We start from the raw sequence: 14,640 nt of genomic DNA, 5'->3' as shown, positions 1-14,640 counted from the left end.
AACGACCGCGCAACAATGCGCATCCATCAACCCGAGACAGACTGAGTAATCATGATTCGCTTCTCCGACATTCAACTGCTTCGTGGTGGTAAGCCCCTGCTTGACCACACTTCAGCCACTATCTCACCAGGCGATAAAGTCGGCTTGGTGGGCAAAAATGGCTGTGGCAAATCTAGCCTGTTTGCCTTGCTCCGCCACCAATTATCCCTGGATGCCGGCCGTTGTGATTACCCAAGCCAATGGCAAGTGGCTTGGGTAGCGCAAGAGACCCCCGCACTTGATAAAAGCGCCCTTGAATATGTCATTGATGGCGACAGCGAATACCGCGAGCTCCAACAAGCCCTACGCGACGCCGAAGCCCGTGATGATGGTAACGCGGTGGCGATGTTACACGACAAATTGGATGCCATTGGTGGCTACACCATTGAAGCTCGCGCCGCGAGTCTGCTTGATGGTTTGGGCTTTAGCCAACCCCAAGTCCACTGGTCGCTCACCCAATTCTCAGGGGGCTGGCGAATGCGACTGAACTTAGCACAAGCGCTATTATGCCGCTCTGATCTATTGTTGCTGGATGAGCCGACCAACCACTTGGATCTCGATGCGGTGATGTGGCTGGAAAAATGGTTACAACAATACCCAGGCACCTTGGTGTTGATCTCCCACGACCGGGACTTTTTGGATCCTGTCGTCAACCGGATTATTCATATTGAGCATCAACAACTTAATGAATACACCGGTAATTATTCTGACTTTGAGCAGATGCGCGCGCAAAAATTGGCCCAACAACAGGCGCAGTACGAAAAGCAACAAAAGCAAATTGCCCACATGCAATCGTACATTGACCGCTTTCGCTACAAAGCGACCAAAGCCCGCCAAGCGCAAAGCCGGATTAAAGCGCTCGAGCGCATGGAGAAAGTATTGCCCGCGCAATACGATAATCCGTTTAGTTTTACCTTCTTCACACCGGATGCCTTACCCACTCCCATTTTAATGATGGACAAGGTGGCGGCCGGTTATGATAAGACGCCCATTATTGAAAACATTCGCCTTAACCTGGTGCCGGGGGCGCGCATTGGCTTACTGGGGCGCAATGGTGCGGGTAAGTCGACCCTGATTAAACTCCTCGCGGGCAGCTTACCCGCCATGGCGGGCGAATTAACCTATTCACAAGGGGTGAAAATTGGCTATTTTGCCCAACACCAACTCGATACGTTACGCATCGACGATACACCACTTCAGCACTTAAACCGGTTGGCTCCCACCACCGCTGAGCAAACCTTGCGTGATTTTCTCGGCCGGTTTGGCTTTCAAGGCGACAAGGCGCTCGAGCCTATTGGCCCCTTCTCTGGCGGAGAAAAAGCCCGCCTTGTGCTCGCCTTACTGGTCTGGCAAAAGCCGAACTTATTGTTACTTGATGAGCCAACCAACCATCTGGACTTGGATATGCGCCAAGCGCTGACACTTGCTTTACAGTCCTACGAGGGCGCGATGGTGATTGTCAGTCACGATCGCTTTTTGCTGCGCGCCACCACCGATGATTTGTACTTGGTCGACAATGGCGCAGTGCTACCCTTTGATGGAGACTTGAACGATTATCATCGCTGGCTGACCGATCAACAGCGCGCCGATCGCGCCGAGACCAAAAAACAAGCGGCCGCGGAGAAAACAGCGCCGCAACAAACACAGATGGATCGCAAAGCGCAAAAACGCCGCGATGCCGAGTTACGCAAGCAAACCGCGCCTTTGCGGAAAAAAATTGACAATCTCGACACACAGATAGAGCAACTCTCTGCCATTATCACTGACGCAGAAAATCAGTTGGCGGACCCTGACATTTATCACACTGATAATAAGGCGCAACTCACGGCGCAATTGCAACGTCAAGCGGATGCCAAATCGACGCTCGAAGAGGTGGAACAAGAATGGATGGAGCGACAAGAAGAGCTGGAAGCCCTGGAGGCGACATTCAATCAAAACTAACCCCTGGGATGGCGAACCCCGCCGACCTATGGCAGTTTTGTTTACATCATTATGGCAAGCCAGAGGTGAAGCAAGCTTGCCTCAGGCTCCAAGACGAGCATCAAGGCAACGTCAACCTTGCCTTATTACTCGCCTGGATTGAACAGCACGGCTATGGTCTTGCGCCCGAGAGCCTCACACAACTGAAGCACGCATTGAGCCGCTCTGAGCACTTACTGATTGCTTACCGTCATTTACGGCGTGACATCAAGCCGCGTGTCGGGAGTGGGCAATATAAAAAAATGCTTAACTTCGAGCTCAGCTTAGAAAAATTCCAACAGCAAGATTTAGTCGATGCCCTGAATCGTCAAACCTGGCTCACGGACACCGCCTCTCCTCTCGCCTACTATTGCCGTCAGTTGTCACCATCAGCACGCAACCTATACACATCACTGAAGGTGACACCCGCCGAGGAACAGGGAAGCAACCATGATGACACCGTTTAAACCCATTCCCAGCGCGCGGAATGCGCACCTGCAAACCTTGTTGCCTCGCTTTCTGCGTCGTGCCCCGCTTTTCACCCCTCGCTGGCAGCAATTTGACCTGCCCGATGGCGATTTTGTTGATCTGGCGTGGACGCATCAGCCGCAACCTGGACAACCGATTGTTGTTTTATTCCATGGCTTAGCAGGCAGTTTTGACAGCCCGTATGCCAACGGCTTGCTCGCGGCCTTCCAACGCCAAGGTTGGTGCGGCGTGGTGATGCACTTTCGCAGCTGCAGTGGCCGCCTCAATCGTGCCGCGCGAACCTATCACTCGGGAGAAACCCAGGACGCGCGTGCCTTCTTCACCCATTTGCGTCAAACCTATCCAGAGAGTCAAATTGGCGCAGTCGGGGTCTCTTTGGGGGGAAACATGCTGGTGCGTTACCTGGCCGACTATCACGATGATCCCATCGTGACCTGTGGCTGCGCCGTGTCGCCGCCACTTGATCTTGCCGCGTGCTCGATGCGTATCCAGCAAGGCTTTTCCCGTGTTTATCAAGCCTATTTATTGCGCTCGATGCGACAAACCCTAGCGGAAAAGCTCACACGGCATCAGCAAGTAGGCCGATGGCACGCGGGGGAGCGCCCGGCGATAAACACCCTGTTCGAGTTCGACCAAACCGTCACCGCTCCGCTTCATGGCTTTGACGATGCCCACCACTATTATCGCGCCTGCAGTGGTTTATCGGTGCTCGACACCATCAAGGCCCCACTGGCGATTATTCATGCCAAAGACGACCCTTTTATGACCGACGCGGTGATCCCTACGTCCCCGTTACCCGCAAACATTGATTACCAACTCACTGAGCATGGCGGCCATGTTGGCTTTGTCGCCGGTAGTTGGCGACAGCCACAGTTTTGGCTTGAGCACGCCGTCCCCCACTGGCTTGCCACTTATCTACCCGTACAATCACCTCATTCGGATCGTGTGAGTGACACGCGCACGATCAAGAAAGCGTAGAGAACCACTGCATTACGCGGAATGATCGGGTAAAATGCGAGCCAATTCACAACATTCACATCAGGCACCCTAGCATGCCATCCTGAGATCGATAAAAGGTGATGTAGTATGATGGTTCCATGGCAATCGATTCCCGACGAGACACTCACAGGTTTAATTGAGCATTTTGTGTTACGGGAAGGAACCGATTATGGTGAGCAAGAAGTCAGCTTTGCACAAAAAGTGGAGGACGTTCGCCAACAACTGCAATCCGGAGAAGCCGTGATTGTGTATTCTGAGTTGCACGAGACAGTGGATATTCGTCGTAAAGCAGCACTCGGATCCTAGCATCGCAGTACTCGCCGTATCGCGATACAAATTCAGACTGAATGACAGGGCGCGTCATGTCGGCTAAACATCCAATTATTGCGGTCACCGGCTCGTCAGGGGCTGGCACCACCACCACCTCGGAAGCCTTCCGAAAGATGTTCCAAATGATGAACATCAAAGCGGCCTGGCTAGAAGGGGACAGTTTTCATCGCTTTACCCGTCCCGAAATGGACGTCGAGATCCGTAAAGCGCGTGAGCAAGGTAAACATATCAGCTATTTTGGCCCCACCGCCAACGACTTCCCTCGGCTGGAACAGTTTTTTCGTGAATATGGTGACCAAGGCACCGGGAAGTACCGCCGCTACTTACATACCTTTGATGAAGCGGTGCCCTATAACCAAATGCCTGGTACCTTCACGCCATGGCAAGACTTGGCCGACAATACCAATGTATTGTTTTACGAAGGGTTGCACGGCGGCGTGGTCGACGGTGACGTCAACGTTGCGCAGCACGTCGATCTCTTGATTGGTATGGTCCCCATCGTCAACTTAGAGTGGATTCAAAAATTTGTCCGTGATACGCGCGATAGAGGCCATTCTCGTGAAGCGGTGACCGACTCGATTGTGCGCTCAATGGATGATTACCTGCACTATATCACCCCGCAGTTTTCTCGCACCCATATCAACTTTCAGCGCGTTCCCACGGTAGATACCTCAAACCCATTAAATGCCAAAGGGATTCCGTCTTTGGATGAAAGCTTTGTGGTGATCCGCTTTCGTGGCATGAAAAACGTCGACTTCCCTTATCTGTTGCAAATGATCACCGGGTCGTTTATGTCGCGCCATAACACCTTAGTGGTGCCGGGAGGAAAAATGGGCTTTGCAATGGAATTGATCATCCGTCCATTGATCCAGCAATTGATAGAAAAAGGCAAGATTGGCTGAGGCGTAGCGCATTCATGATGTATTACTTCTCAAGCCGTGATCTTAGCCACGTTTTTGCCAGTTTTTTAGGCGGTTGGCCTAGATCAAAATCAAGAAATCACCAACAAAAAAAGATACACTCTTGTTAACATACAGTGAGCTTGTAGCCCGCGTTCAGACTTCGTATTCTGTGCAATGATCTGATGGGTTACCCCTCAGACAAAGATAGGACGTTGTTGCCGGGCAACACATGCAGAGGAAATAAGTTATATGGTTCCAGGAAAACCTCAAACAGACCCTACACTCGAGTGGTTCCTTTCACATTGTCATATTCATAAGTATCCGTCGAAAAGCACGCTTATCCATGCTGGTGAAAAGGCGGAGACCTTGTATTACATCGTGAAAGGGTCTGTGGCCGTACTGATCAAAGATGAAGAAGGCAAGGAAATGATCCTGTCTTACCTTAACCAAGGTGACTTCATCGGTGAGCTCGGGCTTTTCGAAGAAGACCAAGAGCGCACTGCTTGGGTACGCGCCAAATCACCGTGTGAAGTGGCAGAAATTTCATTCAAAAAGTTCCGCCAGCTTATCCAAGTGAATCCTGATATCTTGATGCGCTTGTCCTCACAAATGGCGCGCCGCTTGCAGGTAACGAGCCAAAAGGTGGGGGATCTTGCCTTCCTGGACGTCACAGGGCGCATTGCGCAAACCCTGTTGAACTTGGCGAAGCAGCCTGATGCCATGACGCATCCTGATGGTATGCAGATTAAGATCACCCGTCAGGAAATTGGCCAAATCGTTGGCTGCTCACGCGAAACAGTGGGACGTATCCTTAAAATGCTTGAAGAGCAAAACCTCATTTCCGCACACGGTAAAACCATCGTGGTATACGGCACACGCTAATCGCGCCGCTCTCTGTATCACCAACCGACGCCCTGGCGTCGGTTTTTTTATCTCCATTATCTGGCAAGCACGCGGATTGCTTCTACACTCAAAACGACATAGTTAACATAAAATTAACAAGGTGTCGTTTATGAAAAAACTCATGGTTACCCTCACCGCCTTCGCGCTCTCTGTGTTTTCAGTCCATGCTGCGTCCAATACGACGATTGTCCACCCCGAGCCACGCGCCGGCTCGGCCCTTGATCTCTATGCCATTGAGCTCATCGAGTTTCTTGCCGAAAAGTCGGGAGAATCTGTTACCTTACAAGCCTTTGACGGCCAAATTGGCTCTCAATCTCGTAAGGTGGAAATGCTCAAGCAAGGCAAGCTCACCGTCGACTGGCTTGGTGCCGACCGTACACTGGAAGCTGAATTGATCCCCGTTCGCTATCCCGTGTTTCGTGGCTTACTCGGCCATCGCCTGTTTATTACCAATCAAGCCACCGAGCCCCAACTTGCTCAGATAAGTAGCGCGAGTGACTTGCAGTCTCTGACTATGATTCAGGGACAAGGTTGGGCCGACGTCAAGGTGCTTAACTCAGCGGGATTTCGCGTACGTGAAATATCGAGCTTTGAAAACATTTTCAAAGTGGTTGATACGGGCCGGGCCGATCTCTTCCCTCGTGCCTTGATTGAGCCTTTTAGTGAATTAGCCGAGCGGCCGCAATACGGTAATCTGTTAGTTGACCCACACCTGATGCTGATCTATCGCTTCCCAATGTTCCTGTTTGTGTCTCCGCAACATGCTGACGTCGCCGAGATGTTGAATAGCGCCTTTGAAACGGCATACCAAGATGGGTCATTCATCGAGTTTTTCAATAATGCGCCTTTAGTTAAGGAAACCTTTGAAAAGGCGAACATTGGTGAGCGTACTGTCATCCGAGTCGACAACCCGCATTTAAGCAACGAAACACAAGCGATTCCAGACACGTTTTGGCTCGACATCGAGACCCAATAGACGATAAAAAAGGGAGCGTATCACACACTCCCTTTTCATAGGGCGTCGCCCCATATTCGTTCAAGAACGAATAACTAGTGGGTGCTTTCAAAGATTTTGTCTGCCGAAGCAGCCACAAAACCTTGGTAAAGTTCACCATTGGGCAGGACATAACGCTTGGCAAACTCGTAAAAGCCACCCGGGATGGTTTGCGTGCAATCGGAGAAAGTAACGGGCACGCGGTCAGCCATGGTGGAGGATTGCTCCAGATACACAGATGCATCCCCTTTGACTTCCCCGCCTGACTCGTTAATCGCAAAGCCATTATCGCGCAATCGGTTGTTCACCGAGAGGCAATCATCATGCGCATTCAGCTGATTCACACTCACGGTAAAATGGTTCGCACCATAACCGTGTGCCGCCACCCAAGACGCATATTCACTCTCTTCGGCAAGCGTTTGATAGGTTGCCCAATCAATATCCCATAGGCGGCCCTGATGGAGAAAATCGCTGCCTGTAAGTGACGACGCATCAACTTGTGCCACCAGCTTCTCAACAATCGCCTGAAGCGCGGGCGAGCATTGCTCGACCATCAATTCACTGATAAAGACTTTCGGCATCAAGGGATCGGGGTGCTCAAAATGGCAGGCATTGAGCTTTTTCGCTTCAAAGGTATAGTCACCTTTTTGCTGATACCCCAAGGCGAGAAATGGACGCGCGAGTACCTTTAGCCCAACCTTAGGCAAACCAAATGTCCGTAAGGCAATATGATCATTGATCAAAGGTTGCCCTTCCTCTAATAAGGCATGCACCTTATGTGCCGAAGGGCATAGGCGGTTGATGTAGTCCTGCCACAGTTTGTCGAATAACGCTTGGCCACTGTCCATGTTGCTCTCCTTAGTCCTGTTGAGTCGGTATACCGGGGGCGAACGTCTCGGGAAGCATCACCTGCTCGCCCTCCATGGATGCCATGGGATAAGCACAATAATCTGCCGCGTAATACGCGCTAGGGCGTAAGTTCCCCGAAGCACCTGGCCCACCAAATGGCGCATCGCCACTGGCTCCGGTCAATTGACGGTTGCGGTTAACAATCCCTGCACGAATATGGTCAAGGAAATACTGCCATTCACCATCGTCTTCACTGATAAGCCCGGCAGACAATCCATAACGGGTGTCATTGGCTTTGGTGACCGCATCGGCCATATCCTGGTAACGCTGCACTTGCAACAACGGGCCAAAATACTCTTCATCCGGTAAGTCTTGGATACCACTGACATCCAAGATCCCTGGCGAGATCACCGCATCATGCTGATGTTCACACTCAATCACTGGCTTCGCGCCCAGATCAACAAGCTTTTGTTGTGTCGCCAGGATGCCTTCCGCTGCCGCCACTGAGATCTGTGCGCCCATAAACGGAGCCGGATCATCAAACTGACCGCCTACACGCACGGTTTTTGTCCATTGAGCTAGGCGCGTCAAGATCTTGTCACCCACTTCCCCCTCAGGCAACAGCAAGCGGCGCGCACAGGTACAGCGTTGACCGGCGCTAAGATACGCTGACTGAATGATGGTATACACGGTGGCCTCTAAATCACCAAACTGATCACTGACCACCAAGGGATTATTTCCCCCCATTTCAAGTGCGAGCATCTTATCAGGCTGACCGGCAAACTGGCGGTGGAGAATATGGCCAGTATTGGCGCTACCGGTAAATAGCAGTCCGTCGATGCCGCGCGCTTGCGCTAGAGCCTCACCGGTATTACGGCCACCTTGCACCAAATTGATAAGGCCATGTGGCAGCCCCGCCTCTAGCCAATACGCCAGTGTTTTCTCCGCCACTTTCGGCGTCAACTCTGACGGCTTGAATACCACACTGTTACCGGCTAAAAGCGCAGGCACAATGTGACCATTGGGCAGATGACCCGGGAAGTTGTAGGGACCAAAGACCGCCATCACACCTAACGGGCGGTGGCGCAACACCGCTTGCGTGCCATTGACGTCCTTCTCGCGTGAGCCCGTTCTCTCGTGGTAAGCGCGTAATGAGATCGCCACTTTTCCCACCATGGCACCGACTTCGGTTTTGGTTTCCCAGAATGGTTTGCCCGTCTCTTCCGCAATGGTGCGCGCTAAATCATCCGTATTCGCTTTCACTATCTCGGCAAAGCGCTCAACCAGCGCTTGGCGCTCGGCAAATTCAGTATTACGCCAACGAAGAAAGGCTTCACGTGCGGCGCTAACCGCTTGTTCAACCTGGGGACGCGTCGCTTCTTCACCTTGCCAAATACACTGACTATCAAAGGGATTTTGCGAGGTCATCACCTCGCCCTCGCCTTTCACCCATTCACCGTTAATCAGATGGCCTGCTGATTGCTTTGTCATCTTATCCCTCCATGGCAATCAAACGCAGCTGATCGCCTTCTTTTACATTCAATGCGTCTGCTACCGCGGGGCTGATCACCACCTGATTGGTTTCATGATCCACCGCCGCTTTCGCCGCCGTGGCGCGGAAACCGGCAAAGTCCGTGTTCGATATCAAATAGTCCTGCGCGCTGCTGTGCTCTCTTACGCTTGCCGAGGCGTTAAAAGAATGACGCACGGATTCGATATTGTGACGTAAGCATTCCACCGTGGGGCCGGCATCAAAGATGTCGACATAACCACGGCACGAAAAGCCTTCTTTTTCCAACAAGCGCAACGCTGGGCGGGTATTTGGGTGCACTTGCCCGATCACCGCTCGCGCCTCCTCACTAAGCAGGCTCACGTAAATCGGCAATTTTGGCATCAGGTCAGCAATGAAGCCTTTCGCCCCAATCCCGGTGAGGTAGTCAGCCAACGTGAAGTCAATGTTAAAGAAGTTATCCTTCAACCATTGCCAAAACGGCGAGTTCCCCTCGTCGTCAGACACACCACGCATTTCAGCAAAGACCACGTCTGCGAAACGCTCTGGAAATTGTGCCAACATCAAAAACCGACACTTGGACAAGAGCTTGCCGTTTAGGCCGCCACGAAACTCAGGGCGCATAAACAAGGTGCAGATCTCTGTCGTGCCGGTGTAGTTGTTGCCAAACGTCAGCACTTCCACGATGTTATGCACATTCAGTTTGCGCGACGAGTGCACCACCTTCGTCAGGTGGTAACTGTAAAATGGGTTGTCGAGGCCAATCGCGGCCTCGATGCCTGTTGTCCCAGCAATTTCACCCGTTTCTACATCTTCAGCGACCATCAAGTAGCCTTCCGGGCCAGGCTCTGTCACCTTTTTGGCAAAACTTTCTAGCGAATTATCAATTCGCCCTTGTAGCAAATCGGCATCCACCGGCAACGAGGTAAACCCATGGCCGGACGCTTCCGCACACAACATCAGTGCATCAAAATCTGATGCACGGATAGGCCGAATAACTAACATCTCAAATCCCTCCGAGTGTATGAGGTCGCTTATCCTGCAACGACCTTCGCAATCGCGCGCTCTAGACGTGCCATCCCTTCTTCAATATCAGCTTTGGTAATCACCAATGAGGGGGTAAAACGCACCACATTTGGGCCGGCGACTAATACCAACAGGCCTTCTTCACCCGCGGCAACCAAAATATCGCGGGCACGGCCTTCCCAGTCTTGATTCAGTGCCGCACCGAGTAGCAGGCCTTTGCCACGGACTTCACTGAAGATACCGTACTTATCGTTAATCGCTTCTAAACCGTCACGGAACCATTGCTCTCGCTCAATCACACCGTCTAAGACTTCAGGTTTGGTCACTTCATTGACCACCGCTTCTGCCACGGCACATGCCAGTGGGTTGCCGCCATAGGTAGAGCCGTGAACGCCAGGTTTCATATGCGCCGCGAGACGTTCGGTGGTAAGCATGGCACCAATGGGGATCCCGCCACCTAATGATTTAGCGGTCGCCAGAATGTCCGGCTCGACCCCTGATTCTTGATAGGCATAGAAGGTGCCAGTACGGCCATTGCCGGTTTGGACTTCGTCGAAAATCAACAACGCATTGTGCTTATCACACAGCTCGCGCACGGCCTGCAAAAAGCCTGCCTCCGGTGGCACGATGCCGCCCTCACCTTGCAATGGCTCCATCATCACCGCACAGGTGCGATCGGAGATATGGTCGGCCAATGCGGCGATGTCGTTGTAGGGAAGGTGGGTCACATCGCCAGGCTTGGGGCCAAAGCCATCGGAATAAGCGGGCTGTCCCCCTACCGTGACGGTAAAGAAGGTACGACCGTGGAAACCTTTGGTGAAAGCGATGATTTCACTTTTGTGCTCGCCGTGCTCTTCTTTTGCCCAGCGACGCGCCAGTTTCAGTGCGGCTTCGTTCGCCTCGGCGCCTGAGTTCGCGTAAAACACGCGGTCGGCAAAAGACAGCTCGGTGAGGCGTTTAGCAAGGCGCAACGCAGGGGCATTGGTCATCACATTACTCAGGTGCCACAGCTTCTGTGCTTGTTCGGTCAGTGCATCCACCATTACCGGATGACAATGGCCTAAACAGCTCACCGCGATACCACCGGCAAAATCGATATACTCTCGACCTTCCTGATCCCAGATGCGCGACCCTTTACCATGATCTGGGATCATCGGCATTGGGTTGTAACATGGCACCATGACTTCATCGAAGAGTTTACGTTCTACTTTGTGCTCCATTGTCATCACTCAATCCTTCTGTGTTTTATCTATGACGCATAGTATTTACATTATTTTAACCGCGGCAATAGCAGATTATGTTTTGTTTTCAGCAGGGTAACCGATCTCATGCAGTTTACAGAGATAGTTATGCATAAACTGTGAGCAGAGAGAAGCGCAGAGCGAGCAAGGCTATGATGCCAAATAGGCAAGACTGAAGGGAGACAACACCCAGGTTGCATAAGGTTGCAGCCATTGATAAGGCAGTCAAAAATCGCGAAATGTAAAATTAGTGATAAAGATCGCCATTTTGTGCAAGAGTGTGTAATAGCGGGCGCGACTGGGATGCCCCGAGGTAATGGCGCTTAAAACTGTCGCGCCTTTATTCTGTCGGCTTTATTGCTGGAGAAAGTTGGCCAGTAACGCATGTCCCTCTTGGGTGAGGATGCTTTCTGGATGAAATTGGACCCCTTCCACCGCGAGCTCTCGGTGTTTTAACCCCATGATGATCTCACGTCCATCCGCCTCCGTGGTGGTCGCTGTTACCATCAAACAAGCAGGTAAGCTGTGTGGATCCACCACTAAGGAGTGATATCGCGTGACGGTAAGCGGGCTTGGCAAATGCGCAAAGACACCTTGTCCTTCGTGATCAACGGGCGAGGTTTTACCATGCATCACTGCCTTCGCGCGTATCACCTTAGCACCAAATACTTGCGCTAGGGCTTGGTAGCCCAGACAGACACCTAACAAGGGGAGCTTTCCCGCAAAGTGCTCAATCACCGCCAGCGAGATCCCAGCCTCATCTGGGGTACACGGGCCTGGCGAAACCACGATATGCGTGGGTGCCATCGCCTCTATCTCCGCCAAGCTAATCGCATCATTGCGTTTGACGCAAACAGACGCGCCCAATTCACAAAAGTATTGATACAGGTTGTAGGTAAACGAGTCGTAGTTATCGATGATAAGAAGCACTGTGCGCGGCCATGCGATTGAAAACCGGCATGATGCTAACACAGTGCTTATAGGGCGTCATCCTAGCGTGAGTTAGGGACGACGCTTATTGGTTAACGATTTAACTGACAGCGAAAGCCAGTGTATGTCACTGCCATCGGTGTATCAGCGGGGGCACTGCCACAGTATACAGGGAACAACCCCAAGGCTTTCACCGCAACCGTAATACGATCATCTGCGCTTAACGCCAAGGATTGCACCAAAGGGCTGGCTTGGTTGAACGTGCGCGTCGCGCGCCATTTCATCCACGCATGAGCCGGGCTTTTCTGTCCGTTAAGCAGCGGCACAATCGGTAAAATGCTGCGATTGTTCACGGTCACAGAAACAGGCACCACAGGCTCTGGGTAGTCAAGCGAGATCAAGACAGGATCGTGATCGGAGGATGAGAACGCATTGTCCGATTTCACCAAATCACCCGTATACTGGCGGCTATATTCAAACAGCGTGCTTTCTACCGAGTTAATGTGCCACTCTTCTACGCCAACCACTTTGCTTGCCAAGCTGGCATTGGCCAAAGCATGATCTAACGCACCCAGCTCTCCAGAGAACGAATACGAATAGGCTTTGTCCCCTAACCAGTCGGTGGCCAAATTGGTATACCCCAATCCTTCTTCCACGGGTTGGCCGGTCGCATGCATAGGCACACCACGAATTTCCGTGCCCGCAGCGGTAAGAATATCGCGCTGACCCTCGCGACGCTGATAGTCCGTCAGCACACGAACAGGATCTTCTTGCGCGTACGCATTCAAGTCACCTAAGATCAGGACATCACCCTCTACGGTGTTTAATCGGTCACGTAATGCCACCGCCGCAGAGACACGGAACTCATTACAACGGCCCTGCAGATCAGCCGTTTCACTATCAAACTCGCCGGCAACCCAATCTTCATAACAGCCCGAGCCTTTTGATTTGAAGTGATTCACCACCACACTAAGAGGCTGATCATTAATCATAAAGCGTTGGATCAAGCTATCACGCTGGTATTTGTCAAGTGCCTTGGTTTCTCCGTCTGGGCTTTCGCCACTGATATGCTGCTCGGGCATTGGGATAGCCTGGGCATTGCCTGCTAATGCCACTGTCGCAGGACGATAAATCATGCCTACCATGATGGCATCAGAGCCAAAGTAAGCGCCTTGATTTTTCTCCGCCTCACTCGGTTCAACAAATTGGTAGTGATCACGGGGGTCAGCAAACTGGGCGTTGAGTTGAGTCACCAGATCATCAATGGCACTACCCGCTGCAAAGCCGTTGTTCTCAATCTCCATCAACCCAACGATATCAGCATCCATTGCCGTCAATGCGTTAACGATTTTCGAGCGTTGCAGTTCAAACTCAGCCGCGGTTTTTGCGCCACGGTTACAGCCACGGCTCGCATCCGCGTCGGCTTGATCTTCACAGGTCACATTGAGTGGGCCACCGACCGCACTGGCGCTAGTAAAGTAGTTAAGCACATTAAAGCTCGCGACCTTAATATCTGTGCCTGGTACCGTCTTAGGCGCCGGTTGACGGTCATTGCGATGCACAATATCCCCAGCGGTGATCGTGTTAGTCGCCACCAGACGATACTGGCTGTAGCTATAGCCCAGCACACCACTCAACCGTTCGATGCGATCGCCAATCCGCAAATAGCCTTGCTCAGCATCGAGGCCAGGGAAGTACGGGATCTCGCCATCTTTCGCTTTCTGGTCGGTTTCAATATAAAGCTGGTTTTGGGCATTTTTCTCTGCCAACGCCGCAGCGCCTGGTGTTAATGCTGGATACAATTGTGTCGGTTTATACAAAGGTGCCTGATGCGATAACACCATGTTGTTACGGAACGCATCGTAGTCAAAACCAAAGTTACGGGTGATCACTAATTCACTGTCAGCGTCCATGGTCACCTTCATGCCTTCATAGCGCTCCAGTGCCTGATCAAGGGTTTCTTCTGCCCTCACACGGATGGCAGTGGGTAGCACATCACCTTGGTAAGGCCCTTTTGCCACCTGTCCATCCGTGACGCCTAGCTGGGTATGCCCGTAGTACTCTTTAATTTTACCGCTGGCACAAAGGGTATCGCCGGGCGCCAACGCTAAGCGTTGCGCGTCACGCAAATAGACAAACAACCCGTCAGACGTGACAGGGTTGCCATCACCTTGCGGATCTTGAATCCAGACCCCTTTATACAATCCCTGAGTGACCGCCGTCACCACCCCTTGCACGGCATAAGTTTTGTCTGAGCTATATTTACCATCCGGGACAAGCGGGCTCCGCGCCCCGTCGCCTTGAATGGCATAAATGGGGGTCGGGGTGGTCACCCCACATTGGTAGCTCTCGGTAAGTGGCGCTTTTGCCGCCGCGGGCAGTGCAATCCCCGCCATTACCAGCGCAAGCGGTGACCACATCATTGGCTTTTTCATACCTGTTCCTTCACGTAATTGAGTGTTTACTCGA

At 52.1% G+C, this 14,640-nt stretch carries 13 protein-coding genes; 7 read left to right on the top strand and 6 right to left on the bottom strand.

The window, feature by feature from the left end:
- Nucleotides 1-51: 51 nt before the first annotated feature.
- The 7 genes from WN56_RS09545 to WN56_RS09515 all read left to right on the top strand — a co-directional run bounded on the left by WN56_RS09545 (nucleotide 52) and on the right by WN56_RS09515 (nucleotide 6,597).
- Nucleotides 52-1,980 (top strand): ABC transporter ATP-binding protein, encoded by a 1,929-nt coding sequence (locus tag WN56_RS09545; protein WP_046074777.1) that lies wholly within the window; start codon nucleotides 52-54, stop codon nucleotides 1,978-1,980.
- Entirely contained in the window at nucleotides 1,923-2,465 is a 543-nt protein-coding gene (locus WN56_RS09540) for a TIGR02444 family protein (protein WP_077666447.1), read from the top strand. The genes WN56_RS09545 and WN56_RS09540 overlap by 58 nt, the downstream gene beginning before the upstream one ends.
- On the top strand, nucleotides 2,449-3,465 hold the full coding sequence (locus WN56_RS09535; protein ID WP_046074775.1) for a hydrolase: 1,017 nt from the start codon (nucleotides 2,449-2,451) through the stop codon (nucleotides 3,463-3,465). The genes WN56_RS09540 and WN56_RS09535 overlap by 17 nt, the downstream gene beginning before the upstream one ends.
- A 108-nt stretch (nucleotides 3,466-3,573) precedes the next feature.
- On the top strand, nucleotides 3,574-3,792 hold the full coding sequence (locus WN56_RS09530; protein ID WP_046074774.1) for a YheU family protein: 219 nt from the start codon (nucleotides 3,574-3,576) through the stop codon (nucleotides 3,790-3,792).
- Between the two features lie 56 nt (nucleotides 3,793-3,848).
- Entirely contained in the window at nucleotides 3,849-4,718 is an 870-nt protein-coding gene (locus WN56_RS09525) for a phosphoribulokinase (RefSeq protein WP_046074773.1), read from the top strand.
- 249 nt (nucleotides 4,719-4,967) lie between these two features.
- Complete coding sequence (crp, locus tag WN56_RS09520) at nucleotides 4,968-5,600, top strand: cAMP-activated global transcriptional regulator CRP (protein WP_002535199.1); 633 nt, start codon at nucleotides 4,968-4,970, stop codon at nucleotides 5,598-5,600.
- Nucleotides 5,601-5,730: 130 nt separating this feature from the next.
- Nucleotides 5,731-6,597, top strand: a complete 867-nt coding sequence (locus tag WN56_RS09515) for a hypothetical protein (RefSeq protein WP_052708059.1) — start codon at nucleotides 5,731-5,733, stop codon at nucleotides 6,595-6,597.
- A gap of 74 nt (nucleotides 6,598-6,671) precedes the next feature.
- On the opposite strand, the gene WN56_RS09510 is transcribed toward WN56_RS09515, so the two are convergent.
- The 6 genes from WN56_RS09510 to WN56_RS09485 form a co-directional block, all read right to left on the bottom strand.
- A complete protein-coding gene (locus WN56_RS09510; RefSeq protein WP_046074772.1) occupies nucleotides 6,672-7,463 on the bottom strand; it encodes a DUF1338 domain-containing protein in 792 nt (263 codons plus the stop codon).
- A gap of 10 nt (nucleotides 7,464-7,473) precedes the next feature.
- The gene (gene astD, locus WN56_RS09505; protein WP_046074771.1) at nucleotides 7,474-8,955 is read right to left on the bottom strand and encodes a succinylglutamate-semialdehyde dehydrogenase; all 1,482 of its coding nucleotides are present in this window, start codon (nucleotides 8,953-8,955) and stop codon (nucleotides 7,474-7,476) included.
- Nucleotide 8,956: 1 nt separating this feature from the next.
- Nucleotides 8,957-9,979 (bottom strand): arginine N-succinyltransferase, encoded by a 1,023-nt coding sequence (gene astA, locus WN56_RS09500; protein WP_046074770.1) that lies wholly within the window; start codon nucleotides 9,977-9,979, stop codon nucleotides 8,957-8,959.
- 29 nt (nucleotides 9,980-10,008) lie between these two features.
- Entirely contained in the window at nucleotides 10,009-11,226 is a 1,218-nt protein-coding gene (locus tag WN56_RS09495; protein ID WP_046074769.1) for an aspartate aminotransferase family protein, read from the bottom strand.
- Between the two features lie 369 nt (nucleotides 11,227-11,595).
- Nucleotides 11,596-12,171 carry an aminodeoxychorismate/anthranilate synthase component II gene (locus WN56_RS09490; RefSeq protein ID WP_046074768.1) on the bottom strand — a complete coding sequence of 192 codons (576 nt, stop codon included), beginning with the start codon at nucleotides 12,169-12,171 and terminating at the stop codon, nucleotides 11,596-11,598.
- A gap of 92 nt (nucleotides 12,172-12,263) precedes the next feature.
- Nucleotides 12,264-14,606 (bottom strand): ExeM/NucH family extracellular endonuclease, encoded by a 2,343-nt coding sequence (locus tag WN56_RS09485; protein ID WP_046074767.1) that lies wholly within the window; start codon nucleotides 14,604-14,606, stop codon nucleotides 12,264-12,266.
- Nucleotides 14,607-14,640: the final 34 nt, after the last annotated feature.

The sequence above is a fragment of the Salinivibrio sp. KP-1 genome (assembly GCF_000968645.1).
GTDB lineage: Bacteria > Pseudomonadota > Gammaproteobacteria > Enterobacterales > Vibrionaceae > Salinivibrio > Salinivibrio siamensis.
This window is presented reverse-complemented; position numbering and strand designations above follow the sequence as displayed.